Origin of the sequence: Corynebacterium sp. Z-1 (genome assembly GCF_031844665.1) — a bacterium.
GTDB classification, from domain to species: Bacteria; Actinomycetota; Actinomycetes; order Mycobacteriales; family Mycobacteriaceae; genus Corynebacterium; species Corynebacterium sanguinis.
On sequence record NZ_CP134621.1, the window covers coordinates 2,375,390 to 2,389,995 of the forward strand.

At 66.1% G+C, this 14,606-nt stretch carries 18 protein-coding genes and 1 tRNA gene; 7 read left to right on the forward strand and 12 right to left on the reverse strand.

All coding sequences use genetic code 11. The features are described 5' to 3' along the window. Nucleotides 1-5: 5 nt before the first annotated feature. Nucleotides 6-566 carry a nicotinamidase gene (locus RIU96_RS11560; protein WP_136652877.1) on the forward strand — a complete coding sequence of 187 codons (561 nt, stop codon included), beginning with the start codon at nucleotides 6-8 and terminating at the stop codon, nucleotides 564-566. A gap of 2 nt (nucleotides 567-568) precedes the next feature. Here the strand turns inward: RIU96_RS11560 and RIU96_RS11565 are convergent, their stop codons facing one another. Further along, nucleotides 569-844 carry a DUF3618 domain-containing protein gene (locus RIU96_RS11565; RefSeq protein WP_006839710.1) on the reverse strand — a complete coding sequence of 92 codons (276 nt, stop codon included), beginning with the start codon at nucleotides 842-844 and terminating at the stop codon, nucleotides 569-571. Nucleotides 845-917: 73 nt separating this feature from the next. On the opposite strand from RIU96_RS11565, the gene bcp reads away from it, so the two are divergent. Next, on the forward strand, nucleotides 918-1,391 hold the full coding sequence (bcp, locus tag RIU96_RS11570; RefSeq protein WP_136652878.1) for a thioredoxin-dependent thiol peroxidase: 474 nt from the start codon (nucleotides 918-920) through the stop codon (nucleotides 1,389-1,391). A gap of 96 nt (nucleotides 1,392-1,487) precedes the next feature. Here bcp and RIU96_RS11575 read toward each other — a convergent pair whose 3' ends face one another. After that, nucleotides 1,488-1,628: a hypothetical protein gene (locus tag RIU96_RS11575; protein ID WP_153257537.1), complete on the reverse strand. Its 141-nt coding sequence runs from the start codon at nucleotides 1,626-1,628 to the stop codon at nucleotides 1,488-1,490. 98 nt (nucleotides 1,629-1,726) lie between these two features. Here RIU96_RS11575 and RIU96_RS11580 point away from each other — a divergent pair, with 98 nt between their 5' ends. Genes RIU96_RS11580 through RIU96_RS11590 form a run of 3 tightly spaced genes read left to right on the forward strand, consistent with a single transcriptional unit; the run spans nucleotide 1,727 to nucleotide 4,153 of the window. Beyond that, nucleotides 1,727-2,902 (forward strand): alpha/beta hydrolase, encoded by a 1,176-nt coding sequence (locus tag RIU96_RS11580; RefSeq protein WP_311205004.1) that lies wholly within the window; start codon nucleotides 1,727-1,729, stop codon nucleotides 2,900-2,902. Nucleotides 2,903-2,941: 39 nt separating this feature from the next. Then, nucleotides 2,942-3,298, forward strand: a complete 357-nt coding sequence (locus RIU96_RS11585; RefSeq protein WP_136652880.1) for a hypothetical protein — start codon at nucleotides 2,942-2,944, stop codon at nucleotides 3,296-3,298. Nucleotides 3,299-3,301: 3 nt separating this feature from the next. Further along, on the forward strand, nucleotides 3,302-4,153 hold the full coding sequence (locus tag RIU96_RS11590; RefSeq protein ID WP_144317911.1) for a hypothetical protein: 852 nt from the start codon (nucleotides 3,302-3,304) through the stop codon (nucleotides 4,151-4,153). Here the strand turns inward: RIU96_RS11590 and RIU96_RS11595 are convergent. The 3 genes from RIU96_RS11595 to RIU96_RS11605 all read right to left on the reverse strand — a co-directional run bounded on the left by RIU96_RS11595 (nucleotide 4,135) and on the right by RIU96_RS11605 (nucleotide 8,617). After that, nucleotides 4,135-4,216, reverse strand: a tRNA-Leu gene (locus RIU96_RS11595). The genes RIU96_RS11590 and RIU96_RS11595 overlap by 19 nt on opposite strands. Before the next feature lie 28 nt (nucleotides 4,217-4,244). Beyond that, nucleotides 4,245-6,038: a S9 family peptidase gene (locus RIU96_RS11600; protein WP_144317910.1), complete on the reverse strand. Its 1,794-nt coding sequence runs from the start codon at nucleotides 6,036-6,038 to the stop codon at nucleotides 4,245-4,247. Further along, nucleotides 6,038-8,617 carry a carboxylate--amine ligase/circularly permuted type 2 ATP-grasp protein gene (locus RIU96_RS11605; protein WP_144317909.1) on the reverse strand — a complete coding sequence of 860 codons (2,580 nt, stop codon included), beginning with the start codon at nucleotides 8,615-8,617 and terminating at the stop codon, nucleotides 6,038-6,040. Before RIU96_RS11605 ends, RIU96_RS11600 begins: the two co-directional genes overlap by 1 nt. Nucleotides 8,618-8,657: 40 nt before the next feature. Between RIU96_RS11605 and RIU96_RS11610 the strand changes: the two genes are divergently transcribed. Together RIU96_RS11610 and RIU96_RS11615 are read left to right on the forward strand one after the other, a co-directional pair. Continuing rightward, nucleotides 8,658-9,101 carry a hypothetical protein gene (locus tag RIU96_RS11610; protein WP_136652884.1) on the forward strand — a complete coding sequence of 148 codons (444 nt, stop codon included), beginning with the start codon at nucleotides 8,658-8,660 and terminating at the stop codon, nucleotides 9,099-9,101. Between the two features lie 3 nt (nucleotides 9,102-9,104). Beyond that, on the forward strand, nucleotides 9,105-9,470 hold the full coding sequence (locus RIU96_RS11615; RefSeq protein WP_136652885.1) for a DUF3817 domain-containing protein: 366 nt from the start codon (nucleotides 9,105-9,107) through the stop codon (nucleotides 9,468-9,470). A 15-nt stretch (nucleotides 9,471-9,485) separates the two neighbouring features. Here the strand turns inward: RIU96_RS11615 and RIU96_RS11620 are convergent, their stop codons facing one another. Genes RIU96_RS11620 through RIU96_RS11650 form a run of 7 tightly spaced genes read right to left on the reverse strand, consistent with a single transcriptional unit; the run spans nucleotide 9,486 to nucleotide 14,580 of the window. Next, nucleotides 9,486-9,863, reverse strand: a complete 378-nt coding sequence (locus RIU96_RS11620) for a hypothetical protein (RefSeq protein ID WP_144318608.1) — start codon at nucleotides 9,861-9,863, stop codon at nucleotides 9,486-9,488. Continuing rightward, entirely contained in the window at nucleotides 9,863-10,480 is a 618-nt protein-coding gene (rdgB, locus tag RIU96_RS11625) for an RdgB/HAM1 family non-canonical purine NTP pyrophosphatase (RefSeq protein ID WP_144317908.1), read from the reverse strand. Before rdgB ends, RIU96_RS11620 begins: the two co-directional genes overlap by 1 nt. Further along, a complete protein-coding gene (rph, locus tag RIU96_RS11630; protein ID WP_144773538.1) occupies nucleotides 10,474-11,214 on the reverse strand; it encodes a ribonuclease PH in 741 nt (246 codons plus the stop codon). The genes rdgB and rph overlap by 7 nt, the downstream gene beginning before the upstream one ends. A 13-nt stretch (nucleotides 11,215-11,227) precedes the next feature. Further along, nucleotides 11,228-11,998, reverse strand: coding sequence for an MBL fold metallo-hydrolase (locus RIU96_RS11635; protein ID WP_136652888.1), 771 nt, complete (start codon nucleotides 11,996-11,998; stop codon nucleotides 11,228-11,230). A 52-nt stretch (nucleotides 11,999-12,050) separates the two neighbouring features. Next, nucleotides 12,051-12,851: a glutamate racemase gene (murI, locus tag RIU96_RS11640; protein WP_144317906.1), complete on the reverse strand. Its 801-nt coding sequence runs from the start codon at nucleotides 12,849-12,851 to the stop codon at nucleotides 12,051-12,053. After that, a complete protein-coding gene (locus RIU96_RS11645; protein ID WP_144317905.1) occupies nucleotides 12,844-13,581 on the reverse strand; it encodes a rhomboid family intramembrane serine protease in 738 nt (245 codons plus the stop codon). The genes murI and RIU96_RS11645 overlap by 8 nt, the downstream gene beginning before the upstream one ends. A 21-nt stretch (nucleotides 13,582-13,602) precedes the next feature. Next, complete coding sequence (locus RIU96_RS11650; protein WP_144317904.1) at nucleotides 13,603-14,580, reverse strand: P1 family peptidase; 978 nt, start codon at nucleotides 14,578-14,580, stop codon at nucleotides 13,603-13,605. Nucleotides 14,581-14,606: the final 26 nt, after the last annotated feature.

Below are 14,606 nucleotides of genomic sequence, written 5' to 3' on the forward strand. Positions count from 1 at the left end.
GCGTTATGAAAACAGCACTGCTCATCGTCGATGTTCAGAACGATTTTTGCCCCGGCGGCAGCCTCGCCACCGCGCGTGGCGACGACGTCGCTACCGCGATCGCGCAGCTTATCTCCGGCGACCACGGCTACGCCCACGTCGTGGCGACCCAAGACTGGCACATTGATCCAGGCGCGCACTTCTCCTCCGAGCCGGACTTTGTGGATTCATGGCCGGTGCACTGCGTCGCGGGCTCCGACGGCGCGGCGCTGCGCGCGCCCCTGGATCCGGCACACATTGAGGCCTTCTTCCGCAAGGGTCAGTACCGCGCCGCGTACTCGGGTTTCGAAGGCGCCACCGAGGACGGCACCGCGCTTGGCGAATGGCTCAACCGCGCCGGAATCAGCGCGGTTGATGTGTGCGGCATTGCCACGGACCACTGCGTCAGGGCGACAGTCCTAGACGCTTTACGGGAGGGCTTCGACGTTCGAGTCTCGAAAGAGCTGTGCTCGCCTGTCGACGAGGCCCGCGCCACACGGGCCCTCGATGAGATGCGCGCTGCGGGCGCGCAGGTTAAAGCTGGTTAGCGCTAGCGACGAGCCAGCAGGCGCTGCAGCTCCTTGAGCTCCTTCTTGCGCTTGCGGCCGTTGAGGGCCTTAATGCCGATCAGCACAGCAACACCGACGCCGATGCCGACGAGGACCTTCTGCACGGTCTCATCCTGGAAGAAGTTCTTAGCCTGATCCTTCGCGTTGTCAGCGAGCGTCGACGGGTTCGCGCGGTGCGCAATCTCGTCGAGGGTGCTTGCGAGCTGGTCGCGGGTGCGCTCGATGTCGCGCTCGATGTCATCAATATCTCGTGCCACGGTGATGTACTCCTCAGGTCTGCGAACTCTTAGTAAAGGTTTCCAAACCTACATTAGTGTAAAACCGTAAGGCATGACCGAAAATACCCGCTTACACGTTGGAGATCCCGCCCCCGCTTTCAGCCTGACCAACGACCGTGGCCAGACTGTCGCCCTGTCGGATTACGCCGGCCGCAAGGTTTTGGTGTACTTCTACCCTCGCGCGAACACGCCGGGCTGTACGGCAGAGGCGTGTGACTTCTCCGAAAAGCTCAGCGACTTCGAAAACGCCGGCGTCGACGTCATCGGAATCAGCCCGGATGCGCCCGAGGCCTTGGCAAAGTTCCGTGCCGACCATGACCTGACCATCGAGCTGCTCTCCGATCCCGAGAAGACGGTGATGAGCGAGTGGGGCGCGTACGGGGAGAAGCAGAATTACGGCAAAACGGTCGTGGGCGTCATCCGCTCGACCTTCCTCGTCGGCGCCGACGGCACGATCGAGCAGCTGCAGTACAACGTTCGCGCCTCGGGCCACGTCGAGCGGATTCTGCGCGATTGGCCGGTGTAGCCACAACACTGGCGTCGCAAAAACGAAATCAACGCACGTCCCGCTTGCGCTGGCGTGCGTTGTTTTCGTGCCACCCCACGCAGCAGGGTTGACGCGCTACAGCAGGCCGAACGTCGATGAGGCCAGAGCGGAAATCGGTGCGCTGAGCTGTGCGAGCGGGCCGAAGACGCTTGTGACGGCATCGATAATCGGATCCCAGATCTCGGGGTCAAAGGGTGTAGCGATCCGTGAGGACATGTAACACCACTCCTTTCTTTTGTGAAATAGTTTCAAGTCTCAACTATGCTATCTAACCCATAAACCATTTGTTACAAAAGTTAGTCGATAGGAAAACCGTGACACCGACATCAGCCGCTTCCCGCCGAGCCCGCTTCACGGCCCGCTTCACGGCCCGCTTCACGGCCGCTGTGTGCACCGCCGCGCTCGGCGCAACGCTGCCCGCGGTGGCATCTGCGCAAATGCCCAACCCGCTGTCCTCCATGTCGTCGACAGGCTCGTCGACGGGCGGCTCGTCGGGCGAGGATGCGCCCCTGGTTACCCGCGAGCAGCCGACCGTGCAGCCAGCGCAGATCTTCACCGAGCCGTCCCGCGAGCTCACCGCTGAAGAGCTGTGGGCGATTGGTAACCGCGGTGTCGAGTACGCCGAGGCCTACTCGCCGGTGATGGGACGCCGGGAGAGCATGCTGATTGCGCGGCCAAAAGATCCCGCTCTGCGCGACAACGCACCGACGATCTACCTGCTCAACGGCCTTGACGCTGGCACCGGCTGGTTCGCCTACACGGACGCGGCGGAGTTCTACACCTCCCGCGGCGTCAACGTCGTCATGATTACCTCCGGCGCGTTTTCCTACTACACCAACTGGATCCAGGGCCCTGACCAGTGGGACACTTTCCTCGCCCGCGAGCTCCCGGCCGGGGTGGAGCAGTACCTCGGTGCGAACGGCAAGCGCGCTGTGATGGGCGTGTCCATGTCCGCTACCTCGGCACTGTCCCTCGCCCAGAACAACCCGGGCATCTACGACGGCGTGGCCTCGATCTCCGGCTGCGCCTCGACGACCAGCCCACTGGGCAAGATCGCCGCCGACGCCGTGTTCGCCTCGGCCCACATCCCGCTGACCTTCGAGGATGTGTGGGGCGACCCGAATGGCGAGTACGCGCGCTCCTACGATCCGATGCTGAACCTGAGGAAGCTCTCGCCTGAGTTCCAGGGCAAGGATTTGGACCTCTTCATCTCCTCGCCGAGTGGCCTGGCGGGAATGGAGTCGCTGACCACGGGCAACATCGTGGACCCGGGCAACAAGGATCTCGCCTTCAACTTCGTCACCATCGGCGGGCGCATCGACCTGGCCTCCAACATCTGCACCCACGTGCTGCACCAGCGCCTGAACGCGCGTGGCATCGATCACGACGCGCGCTTCTACCCGCAGGGCACCCACAACTGGAACTCCTTCCACTGGGCCGTGGCCGATTCCTGGCCCACCCTCAGCCGCGGTTTGGGTAAGCAGGCGTAGCGTTAGCCACTGCCTGCCATAGCCCCTAAGGTGGGCGCTATGGCAGACACTGAGACGACCAATCCCGAGCGTTCTGGCTGGCAGTATTCCAGCTTCGCCTTGGCGTTCGCCGCTCTGATCGTCGTGCCCGCGCTGCTCGCGCTGAGCCTTCAGGCTCGCGCCACCACAACGACGCTTCTGGTCTACCTCCCAGTGGCGTCGTTCGCGCTTGGGCTTATCGACGCCACGTGGTTCCGCTTCACCTGGTCCTTCCCGTTCACCGCCGCCGCGATGTTCTGGGTGTCCACCTTGTTGATGTACAACCCCGGCACGTGGATCTACGCCGTCGGCGTGCTCCTGGTCTGCGCCCTCGGGGGAGCCCTCGGCGGCGCGCTGACCGCCAAGGGTGAGCGCTAAGCCATGGAAGTGTGGACACTGAACCACCCGGAACGCGGCCCGATCACCCTGGAGCGCGGCTACGACGCCGAGTTCGCCGAGCTCTACCCCGACTGGCCCGCCACGCCTGAGGACGCGGCGCGGGAGTTTCGGACCACTTCAGCTACGGCGTCGATACGCGAGCGGCTCGGGGATCTGCGCGCCAACCCGCCGGCGCGACTACAGGTGTGGGTGGGCTCGCGCGTTGTGGCGCGCTACTCCACGATCTCCTCGGGGCGCATCCCGCTGGCGTCGCCAAGCATGAAAATGCGCTCGAGCTTCGGCGTTGCGGATCGCTCGAAACCCCATCTGTCGATTGAGGCGAACTTCTTCGACGACGTGCTCAGCGTCGATTACCGCGAGGGCCCGACTGTGGTTGAGTTCGACCCGCCGGAGGGAAGCCGCGGGCACAAACGCCGCACCCAGATGGAGTCCAGCGCGGTCAAACGGGTCGCGTATCCCCTGGCACAGGGCCTGGGCAAAGGCGGCTGGGCGCTGGCCGTGATCATCCTTGGCCCGCTCGTGGGCCGAATCCTCCAATGGCTGCTGCAGTTCCTGCCCGACGTCGAGATCACCCTGCCCTCGATCTACCTACCGGTGCCGACCCTGCCGCAGATCTACCTGCCCACCCCCACCATCGAGTGGCCAGAGATCAACCTGCCCGAGGCACCCGCGTGGCTGGTTTTCCTCATGGAGTACTCCAGGATCTGGATCCCCATCGTGATTGGCCTAGTCATCGGCATTGTCGCCGTGCGCAACCACAGGAAGTCCGAGCGCGAAAAGCAGCACTGGCACAGCGCCCACCCCGAGGCCGAAAGTGCGCCCGGGGAGACTTGAACTCCCACGTCCGAAGACACTGGAACCTAAATCCAGCGCGTCTGCCAATTCCGCCACGGGCGCGTGCAAACCATCATGTTACATGGCCCGACTAGCTCGACGGAATCATGCCGTGGGTGCCAAGGAAGTCGAGCATCTCCTCCGCGATCCGGGCTCGGTTCTGGCGTTTGAGGAACTCGTGGCCCTCGTCGTCAAACATCAGCAGGCGCGTCGGGATCCCCCGGGCGTCGAGAGCCTCCTTCATTTGGTGCGACTCGCTCGGCGGGACGTTGTTGTCGTGGGCGCCGTGGATGAACATCACTGGGGCGGCGACGTTGTCGGCGTCGTTAAGCGGCGAGAAGCACTTGAGAAGCTGCGCGTCGTGGAACGGGTAGCCGTACTTCGGGTACGCGGCGCTAGCGATCCACGGCTCGGTATCGCGGTAAAAGGTTTGGATGTCGCTCATGCCGCAGGCGGCGATCCCGCAGCGAAACAACTCCGGAAACGCCGTCATGCCCTGCAGCGTGAGGAACCCGCCGTAGGAACGACCCGCGACCGCCACGCGCTCGGGGTCCGCCAAACCCGCGGCGACGAGGAAGCGCACCGTGTCGGCCAGGTCGCTAATACCACGGAAGCGGCCGTAGCGGTTGTCCGCGTTGACGTAGCTGCGCCCGTAGCCGGAGGAGCCGCGCACGTTCGGGGTAAACACGCTGATCCCGGCGCGGATAACCGCCGTGAGCACGTCATGGTACTCCGGGCGCGACTGGCCCTCCGGCCCGCCGTGCAGGTGGATGAGCATGGGCCTCTTCTCATCCGGGTCATCGCTGCGGTACAGCCAACCGGAAAGCTCGAGGCCATCGCGCGCGGTGTAGCTGACGTGGTCGGGCGTGTTCTCGCTGATCTGCGCCCCGCGCATAGACTCGCCGAGCGCATCCTTCGGGGAAAAAACCTTCACCTGGGGACTGACGTCGGGGCCCTGCACCGTCAGCGCCAACAGTGAGCCGTCCTCGGTCAGCGACGGCGACGAGGCCACCATGCCCGGAAGCTGGATTGAGCGCCGCGCCGACACACGAAGGCTGCGCGACAACGCCATGACCTCAAGCTGGGAAACGCCGTTGCGGCACCACAACACGGCCGCGACGCGCTTGTTGCGGCTGAACACGAGTTGTTCCACGTCGGCGTCGCCGTACTCGGCGATCACCGTCATCTCCGGCTGGCGGTCGCGGAAATCAATGCGCATGACCCGGCGCCGGTTGGCACCCCAGTCGCCGTGGATCACCAGCGACGGCGGCCCTTCGTCGCCCTCGCCCAGTGGGAGCACCACGCCCTCGTCGACGGTGGAGCCCGGGTCCGGCGGTAGAATGGGCTGCCACGTCCCGTCGGGGTGGATCAGCAGCAGCTCCCGGTTACCGCGGGGGCCGACGCACATCAGCGAGTAGCCCCCCTCACAATCCACAAGCATCGCGTCGGCGCGGCGATCGAGCAACTTGGTCGTGCCGCTAAAGGGGTCCACCAGTCGCGCTTCAGTGATGCCGTCGTCCTGCAACGCGGCCACCGCGAGGTACTCGTTGTCCCATTCAACGATGCGAACCCGCAGGTCGCTCGGGGTGTTCACACCCTTGGCGGAGGAGTCGGAAGGGTCGGTCGTGACCAGCCAGATCTCGGAGTACTCCGATCCTTTCGGCGCGGCCTCGCAGGCCAGCCACTTGCCATCGGGCGAGTGCAGGACGCGTGTGACGGGGCCGTCGACTGGGATGTTGACGGGGCGCTCTTTGCCCACGCTGCCATCGGGCAGGATGGTGGCCTGGACCGCGTAGGGGTAGGCGTCGTCACGCGCGATGAACGCGATTTCCGAGCCGTCCGGGCTAAGCGATGGCCCGTAGGTAAAGCGAACGTCTTCGCGCACTATGTTTGCCCTTCCGTCACAATCCAGGTGTCCTTGCCGCCGCCGCCGCGCGAGGAGTTGACCACCAGCGAGCCCGCCGGGGCGACACGCGTGAGCCCCGCCGGCGCCGTATGCACGGTAACACCTGAACCGCTGGCGCGCAGGTGAGTAAACACACGCAGGTCCACGTGCCGCGGCTGCATCGCCGCCCCGTCGAAGGTGGGCAGGGTGGACAGGCCCACGACCTCCTGGGCCACGAACTGTTCGGGCTTGACCAGGAGCTCTTGACGACGCTCCTGGAGCTCCTCGTCGCCCGCCTCCGGGCCGATCGTGATGCCGGCGCCACCGTAGCCGTCGATCGGCTTGACCACGAGCTGGTCAAGGCGCTCCAGCACGCGGTCGCGGTGCTCGCGGATCGCACACAGGTAGGTCGGCACCGACGCCAGGATCGGCTTCTCGCCGAGGTAGTACTCGATCATCTGCGGAACATAGGCGTAGACGGCTTTGTCGTCGCCGACGCCGTTACCCAGCGCGTTAGCCACGGTGACGTTGCCCGCGGTGATCGCGCGCAGGATCTTGTAGCGCAGCTCTGCGCCGTCGGCCCCGCGCGAGGATAAGAACATATCCTCGTCCATGCGCAGGTACATTACGTCGATGCGGCGGCGCCCGCGGGGGCCGACCTCCCACGCCACATTGTCCTCGATCAGCAGGTTCTGCGGCAAGACAAGGTCAATGCCGGAAACCTCCGCGATCTTGACCTGCTCGAAGTAGCTCGGGTCATCCTTGCCGCGGGTAACCACGACGATGCGAGGGTCGTCCTGGGGGTGCGGCGGCAGCGCCGCGGCAAGCGTCTCGCCCATCATCGCGTAGCCCTCGGTGGGATCGTTCAGCGGCTGCGGCGCGGTGGCGAACAGCTCCGGGTAGTTGCGCTCCATCATCTTCCTCGCCTCCACCCCGAAAGCGATGCCGGAGGGCTGGCGCACGTTGTCTTCCAGGATCTGCCAGCCGGCCTCCGAGAAGATCAGGTCCGAACCCGACACGTGGTTGCGCACGGTGTCGCGCCACGCGGCGCGCCCCGTTGAGCGGTAGCCGGGGGACTTTTCCAAAATGTCGAGCCCGACGATCCCGTCACGGACGATGTCCTGGTCGCAGTAGATGTCGTTGAGGAATAAGTTGAGCGCCTTGGCGCGCTGCTCCACGCCGGCGGTGAGGTGGTCCCACTCGCGCGCAGTGATGATGCGCGGGACCATGTCCATCGGAAACGCCTGTTGGGTGTCCATACCCGTTGCCCGGAACGTCACACCCGCGGCGCTTAGGTCGCGATCCGCCATGGTTTGCTGCTTGCGCAGCTCCACCGCGCCGAGCTCGCGGGCGGTGGTGAGCACGCCTGCGTAAACGTCTCGGTCGGCGCCACTGGGCTCGACGGCCTCGTCGATGTAGCCGCTTTGGACCCACGTCGTCGGGCGGTACGCCCCAAACAGCGAGCCCTCCGTGCCCTTGTACTCGGTGAGCCAGCCGACGGTTTCGGACATGAGCTGATCCACCACGTCGTCAAGACGCCCGCGGCTACGGTAGGCGCGGCGCTGGCGGTACGCGCTGGTGCCGGTGCGGATGATGCCCTCGACGAAGCGCGTGACCATCTCGAGGTCGCCGCTGGCGCGCAGCTCGTCGGTAAGCAGCTCGACCGTGGAGCGCAGCACCTCGGCCGCAGGTCGCGGCGTGTACGTCTCGGGGCAGATCAGGCTGCCTTCGAGCCCGGAGCGCGAGGCACGCCACATCATCGAGCGGTGCAGGGTCGGATTCAGCGGCGGCGTCGGCGTGGAGGCGTCGACAAGCGCTGCCTCGCGAACAACCATCGCGCGAAACAGCGCCGCGATGGTGGAAATCGCGTCCACCGAGGGGCAGGAATCGCACACGCGCAGCTCGAGCAGGGGCTTGCTTATCGACGGCGCCAGGCTGTAGTACATCATCGCCTCATCCGCGATCACGCCCGCCTTGATGAGGGTGTCCACCAGCTCGTCGTACTCTTTCGCGTTGCTCACCGGGGCAAACGGCCCGCTCGTCGGCCAGCGCTGCCCGGTGAGATCGCGCGAGCTGGCGTAGCCGGTGTCGCTGCCCTCGACGCTAAACGGCGACGATGCCGACAGCGCCAGCAGCAAAGGAAGGTGCCGGCTCACGCCCGGCGACACCGCCACAGCCTGGTCGCGGTCACGCACCTCGACGTGGATCTGCGCGCTACAAATAAGCTGCTCATGGGCCAAGAGCGCGTAGTCGGCGCTCATCTCCATGTAGCGGCTGCGCGGGGTAATCGCCAGGCTCGCGCGGTGCGCCAGGGGCATCGTGCCGGCCGCGGCGATCCCCAGCCCCAGCGGCTCCGCGACCGAGCTCACCTTCGCGCGCCCTTGGAGGAGTTCATCGCGTAACGACGTCACGTCGCCGTGCGACCCACTCGCGACCTGGATCATCGAATTTTGAAGCGACGGTGTGAAGGCCTCCCCCTCCAGCTGACTTAACAGGACGTCCGCTTTCGGCGCGAGCCGTCGCGTTTCCTTGTCTACGAGCTGGAGTTCCTCGAGAACCCTCATTTTTCGCGTTTCCATGAACACATAGTACGGCAACAGTCGATTGTCGAACTTTCGGATGATGTTGGTAGACTCGCGTGGTGTGAGTGAACCAGCCGAGCCCCGCCAGCGCTCCCGTATTCGGGTCCGCGCGTGGCACATCGTGCTGCTCATCGTCGCGGTGATCACGTCACTGCTGCTCGCCTACTGGCAGTGGACGCGCTACCAATCCGGCACCGGAACCTTCCAGAACCTGGGCTACGCCCTGCAGTGGCCGTTCTTCGGCGCGTTTTTTGTCTACGCCTACCGCGTGGGCCTGCGCATGGAAAACGAGAAGATTGACGCCGTGAACGAAGGCCGCAGCCTCGACGAGCTGTACCAGGCGGACCTGGCCCGCTACGGCGACGACGAACAAACGGAGATTGACCACACCTTCCTGCCGCCCCGCCCGGAACTCGACGTCGAAGAGTTCAACGCCTTAAACCAGCCCCGCCGCGGGCAGTACACCAACGAAGAAAGCTAGGACATGACGCACACCCCCGATGCCACTCCCAAGGTTCACCCCGAGCGCCAGCGCCGCGTGAAAACCGCGCTGCAGCTGTTCTCCGCCACCGCGTGGATTACCGGTGTGCTCCTGCTCCTGCTGGTGGTGCGCATGGTGATGCAGTACCTGCTCAACTTAGACGTCAGCGCGCTGGACTGGGTCGCGCGCGTGCACGGGCTGGCCTTCATCGCGTTCCTCATGGCCTCGCTCAACCTAGGCACAAAAGCGCGGTGGTCCGCCGCTGAATGGCTGACCACCGCGTTGTCTGGCGTTGTGCCGTTGATGTCGTTCTTCGTGGAGGCGAAGCGCCGCCGTGAGGTGCAGCGCACCTTCCAGCTCACGGGCTAGTTCTTTACTTGGTTTCTACCTGGTCGCTGCACGGGTGAGCACAATCGTGCCGAAGCCCTCTGCCTGGCCATTGTCCGGGTTCAGCGTCAGGGTGTCGCCGTTGAGCTGGGCGTTGTAGTTCAGGTCGCGGCCCGTCTTCGGGTCGACGAACTGGAACTCGTCGCCGTCGCGCTCGCACTCGGCGTCGTTGGTCTCGCCGGTTGCCTCGGTCACGGTCCACTCGCAGTCACCACCGTTGACGGTGATCTGCGCCTGGGTCTCGCCCTTGGTGGCATCCGCCGGGGTGGCCGTGCCCGACCATGCCCCGTCGTAGTCGCTGGAAGAGCCGCAGGCGGCGAGAAGCGCGCCGGAGGCGAGGATGGTAGCTGCTGCAGCAATGCTCTTGTTTTTCATCATTCTCTTACTGTAGCGCTAACCAGGTCCGCGATGTGCGGGGTTAAGGCCCGAAGCGCGCGGGAGCGGTGCGAGCGTGCGTTCTTCTCCGCGGCGCTGAGCTGCGCCGCGGAGCGGCCGTCGGCGTCGTTCGGCTGGAAAATCGGGTCGTAGCCGAAGCCGTTGTCACCCCGGGGCTCGCGCAGCAGCTGGCCCTCCCAGCGCCCCTCGGCGGTGAACTCGTCCCCCGCCGGCCCGACCAGCGCGCAGCAGGACACGAACGCGGCGTCGCGCAGCGCGATGTCCGTCATCTGGGCCAAAAGGAGCGCGTTGTTGGCAGCGTCGTCACCGTGCGTGCCCGACCAGCGCGCAGAGAGCACGCCGGGCATGCCCTTGAGCGCGGTGACGGCTAGGCCGGAATCATCCGCCACGCAGGCCAGCCCCGTCGCGGCCGCTCCCGCGCGGGCCTTGATCAGGGCGTTGTCCTCGAACGTCAGCCCGTCTTCGACGGGCTCCGGGTAGGCGTCGACGTCGCGCATTGAGACCAGCTCCACGCCCGCAATCCCGAGCTCGGCGAGGACTGCCTCGAGCTCCGCGAGCTTCTTCTGGTTTCCGGAGGCGACGAGAACCTTTACCACCCGAGCGCCGCCTTCTGCGCCTCGATGAGCTCACGGCAGCCCTTCTCCGCGACGGTGAGCATCGCGTCGAGCTCCGCGCGCCCGAATAGGCCGTGCTCGCCGGTGCCCTGGATTTCTACGAAGTTTCCGCTGTCGTTCATCACCACGTTCAGGTCCACCTCGGCGCGCGAGTCCTCCTCGTACGGCAAGTCGAGGGCCACGTGGCCGTCGACAAGCCCGGCGGAGACAGCAGCGACCGGCGCGAGCAGCGGCTCGCCGGGGACCAGACCGCGCTCGCTTAGAAACGCTATCGCGTCAGCGAGGGCGACGTACGCACCGGTGATCGAGGCGGTGCGGGTGCCGCCGTCAGCCTGGAGGACATCGCAGTCGAGCTGGATGGTGTTCTCGCCGAGCTGCGCCAGGTCCACCGCGGCGCGCAAGGAGCGACCAACGAGCCGGGAGATCTCGTGCGTGCGGCCCTTGACCTTGCCCTTCATCGACTCGCGTGGCATGCGCTCGTGCGTCGCCGACGGCAGCATCGCGTACTCCGCGGTGAGCCAGCCCTCGCCCGAGTCCTTCTTGAAGCGCGGCACGCCGACCTCCACCGAGGCGGTGCACATCACGCGGGTTGCGCCGAACTCCACGAGCACGCTGCCCGCGGGGTTGGTGGTAAATCCGCGCGTGATGCGCACGGGCCGCATCTCGTCGAACGCGCGGCCATCTAAACGGGTGAAATCAGTCTTCGGGTCAGTCATGACCGCCAGGGTACTAGAGGTCGAACACATCTCCCGCAGCGCCGAGGAGGATCTCGCCGTCGAACTCACCGCGCGCGGCCTCCAATGTGGCCTGCTTGTCGGCCCACGGCTGGATGTGGACCAGGACCAGGGTCTTCACCCCGGCGCGGCGCGCGATCTCCCCCGCCTGGGCGCCCGAGAGGTGCATTCCCCCGGGCTTGCCCTCAGCAGACGGGCCCCAGGCGGCCTCACAGAGGAAGATGTCGGCATCGCGGGCGGCGTCGACAAGCGTGGGCGTCATGCCGGAATCGCCGGAAAACGCCAGGACCTTGCCCGTGGAGCGTTCGGCGACGCGCAGCGCGTGCGACTCGAGCGCGGTGTGCTCCACCGGCACTGGGGTGACGGTGATGTCGTCAATCTCCACCGCTTTGTTCGCTACCCAGGTGGACACGTCGAAGGTGTCGGTGATGTCATCGACCTCGTCAGGGCCGTCGGCTCCCATCCGCCCGATGTGCAGCTTCGTGTACGACGGCCCGAACATCATGTGGCGCTGGCGCGCCGGCGCCGTCGGGTGAAAGCGACGCCAGATCGCCAGCGAAGCGGTGTCCGAGCAGTGATCGGCGTGAAGGTGGCTAAACAACACATGCACGTCGGCCGGGTCGTGGACCTCCTGCAGGGCCGCGAGCGCCCCTGGACCACAATCCATCAAAATGCCGGAGCGGCCCGGCACCGTGATGAGGTAGGAAGATCCTGGGTTGCCCGGCGCGGCGAGACTGCCGGAACACCCGAGAATGGTCAATTTCATGGGAACACCATGCCACGAAACCGCTGCGGAATCTAACCGAACGCGCGGCGCGTCAGTCGCGGCCAACCGCGCGGATCTGCGGCCCGAGGAAACGCTCGGCGAGCCGGTTGAACGTCTCTGGGTCCCCGGTCGACTCGAACACACGCGTCGGCGCGGGCGCATCGGGGCCTTCGGGGGCGAGCAGGTCGCGCTCCGTGAGCACGCGCAGGACATCCTTGGCCGTCTCCTCAGCTGAGGACACCAACGTGACGTTGTCACCCATGGCAAGCTGAATAATGCCCGAGAGCAGCGGATAGTGGGTGCAGCCGAGCACAAGAGTGTCCACCCCGGCTGCCTGCAGAGGTTCGAGGTAGCCCTGCGCCACGCCGAGAATCTGCCGGCCTGAGGTCACGCCGCGCTCGACGAACTCAACGAACGCGGGGCACGCTGCCGCGGTCACCTCGAGTCCGGGTTGCAGGGAGAACAAATCTTGATACGCGCCGGAGTTAATTGTTCCTATGGTTCCGATCACACCAACGCGGTGGTTGCGCGTGGTGGCGATCGCACGGCGCACAGCGGGGCGGATGACCTCGACCACCGGGACGTCGTAACGCTCGCGCGCATCGTGCAAGAACGCCGCCGAGGCCGTGTTGCACGCGATCACCAACATCTTCACGCCCCGCTCGACAAGCTCGTCGGCGATGTTCTGCGCGTGGATACGCACGTCGGCAATCGGCTGCGGGCCGTAGGGGCCGTTAGCGGAGTCGCCGATGTAAATGAGCGACTCGTTGTGCAGCTGGTCCATCATCGCGCGCGCGACTGTCAGCCCGCCGAGCCCGGAGTCGAAAACTCCGATTGGTCGAGTATCAGGCACGGCGCTGCCCCTTGGCCGCGCGGCGCTGCTCGCGCTTAGCCTGCAGCTCGGGCGGGTCATCGGAGGTGATCAACATGCCCGCAACGATTCCACCGATCGCACCGAAGAGGTGGCCCTGCCAGCTCACGCCCTGGCTGCCTGGCACAACGCCCCAGATCAGGCCGGAGTAGAGGAACCCGAGCAGCACACCCAGGGAGATCTGCTGGATCGAGCGGTTGAAAAAGCCGCGCACCACTAGGTACGCGAGCCAACCGTAGACCAGCCCGGAGGCACCGATATGGTTCGTGCCGATCCCACCGGTAAACCACGTACCCAGTCCGCCGATGACGCATGCGATGAGTGTGACCTCCCAAAACACCCGCGAGCCCGAATATCCGATGAGGAAGCAGAAAACCGCGCCCGGGATTGAATTCGAGACAATGTGGCTGAGCCCGGCGTGAAGCAATGGTGAGGTAAAAATGTGCGGCAGAGCCGCCGGGTCAAGTGGATGGATGCCGAAGTAGTTCAGGTTCCCGCCGAAAATCACCGTGTTGACAATGAACACGGTCCAGATCACCGCGAGGTAGCCGAAGGCGTAGGCGAAGCCGGTGGCGCGCTTCTGCTTCGGGCTCTTGGCGTACTGCCGCTGCGAGGGCGCGAGCGGGCCTCCCATGGGCTGGTATCCGGGGGCGCCGAAACCGCCGCTGGGCTGCGAGGCGCTCGGCGGGTTGAAAGGATAGTTCTGAGTCATCGCCCCACAGCTTAGTGCTGCTTAGCCGTCGGTGGTGACAATATCGCACCACGCTGGGATGTCGTAAGCCCCCGTCGCGTGGGCGACCGCGTCGACGATCGCAGCCTGGACCGCGTCCGCGGCGGCGGCAGTCAGAGCAGCGAGCTTATCGACGCCCACCTCCAACGCCCCGACCCCCGCGGGCACGGACACGGCGAACAAGGTGTCCCCGTCCAGCGGGGAGTGCGCGGGGCGCACGGCGCGGGCCAGCCCGTCGTGGCCCGCGATGGCGAGGCGCTGCAGCTGCGCCGGGCGAAGCGGGGCGTTGGTGGCGATCACCCCGATGGTGGTGTTGAGCTTCGGGCCTGGGCGCTCCAGCGCGTTGAAGGTGTCGAGCTCGACGGCGGGCTGCGTGGGGTCGCCGTAGAGCAGCCCCGTGGCGGGGTCGATGACCGAGCCCATGGGGTTGGCCACCACAGCGGCCGCGACGAGCGCGCCCTCTACCTCAATCGACGCGATGCCGAAGCCGCCGCGCAGAACACCCGCCGTCGCCCCGCAGCCGGCGCCGACGCTGCCGGTGGTGGCCGGGGCGGCGTCGTCAAGCGCCGCCGCGACGGCAGCCGCGCCGTCGGCGGCTCGTGGGCGGTGGGCGCTGTCGCCGACGACGAGGTCGAAGATCACGGCAGCGGGGACGATAGGCACCCTCGGGCCGTCCACTCCCTCGCCGAACACCTCGAAGCCGATGCCGCGGGCCTCGAGCTCGCCCATCGCGCCGTCGGCGGCGGCGAGCCCGAAGGCGGAGCCCCCGGCGAGCACGATCGCGTGGACACGCTCGACCGTGTTGTGGGGTGCCAGCAGGTCCGTCTCGCGCGTGCCCGGTCCCCCGCCGCGCACGTCAACGGCTCCGATCATGCCTTGCGGATCCCGCGAGACCAGCGCCGTGACGCCGGTGTCGCCGAGCGAGACGTGGCCGATGCCGACGCCGAGCGCAGTGAATATTTCCGTGTGCAAGTGACCCACGAGCCTAGTGTAAGCGGGCTCACCTC

What these genes read in the sequence shown, in the direction of transcription:
- RIU96_RS11560 (WP_136652877.1), top strand. Translation starts at nt 6, where the DNA reads ATGAAAACAGCACTGCTCATCGTCGATGTTCAGAACGATTTTTGCCCC.
- bcp (WP_136652878.1), top strand. Translation starts at nt 918, where the DNA reads ATGACCGAAAATACCCGCTTACACGTTGGAGATCCCGCCCCCGCTTTC.
- RIU96_RS11575 (WP_153257537.1), bottom strand. Translation starts at nt 1,628, where the DNA reads ATGTCCTCACGGATCGCTACACCCTTTGACCCCGAGATCTGGGATCCG.
- RIU96_RS11585 (WP_136652880.1), top strand. Translation starts at nt 2,942, where the DNA reads ATGGCAGACACTGAGACGACCAATCCCGAGCGTTCTGGCTGGCAGTAT.
- RIU96_RS11590 (WP_144317911.1), top strand. Translation starts at nt 3,302, where the DNA reads ATGGAAGTGTGGACACTGAACCACCCGGAACGCGGCCCGATCACCCTG.
- RIU96_RS11605 (WP_144317909.1), bottom strand. Translation starts at nt 8,617, where the DNA reads ATGGAAACGCGAAAAATGAGGGTTCTCGAGGAACTCCAGCTCGTAGAC.
- RIU96_RS11610 (WP_136652884.1), top strand. Translation starts at nt 8,658, where the DNA reads ATGATGTTGGTAGACTCGCGTGGTGTGAGTGAACCAGCCGAGCCCCGC.
- RIU96_RS11615 (WP_136652885.1), top strand. Translation starts at nt 9,105, where the DNA reads ATGACGCACACCCCCGATGCCACTCCCAAGGTTCACCCCGAGCGCCAG.
- RIU96_RS11620 (WP_144318608.1), bottom strand. Translation starts at nt 9,863, where the DNA reads ATGAAAAACAAGAGCATTGCTGCAGCAGCTACCATCCTCGCCTCCGGC.
- rph (WP_144773538.1), bottom strand. Translation starts at nt 11,214, where the DNA reads ATGACTGACCCGAAGACTGATTTCACCCGTTTAGATGGCCGCGCGTTC.
- RIU96_RS11635 (WP_136652888.1), bottom strand. Translation starts at nt 11,998, where the DNA reads ATGAAATTGACCATTCTCGGGTGTTCCGGCAGTCTCGCCGCGCCGGGC.
- RIU96_RS11645 (WP_144317905.1), bottom strand. Translation starts at nt 13,581, where the DNA reads ATGACTCAGAACTATCCTTTCAACCCGCCGAGCGCCTCGCAGCCCAGC.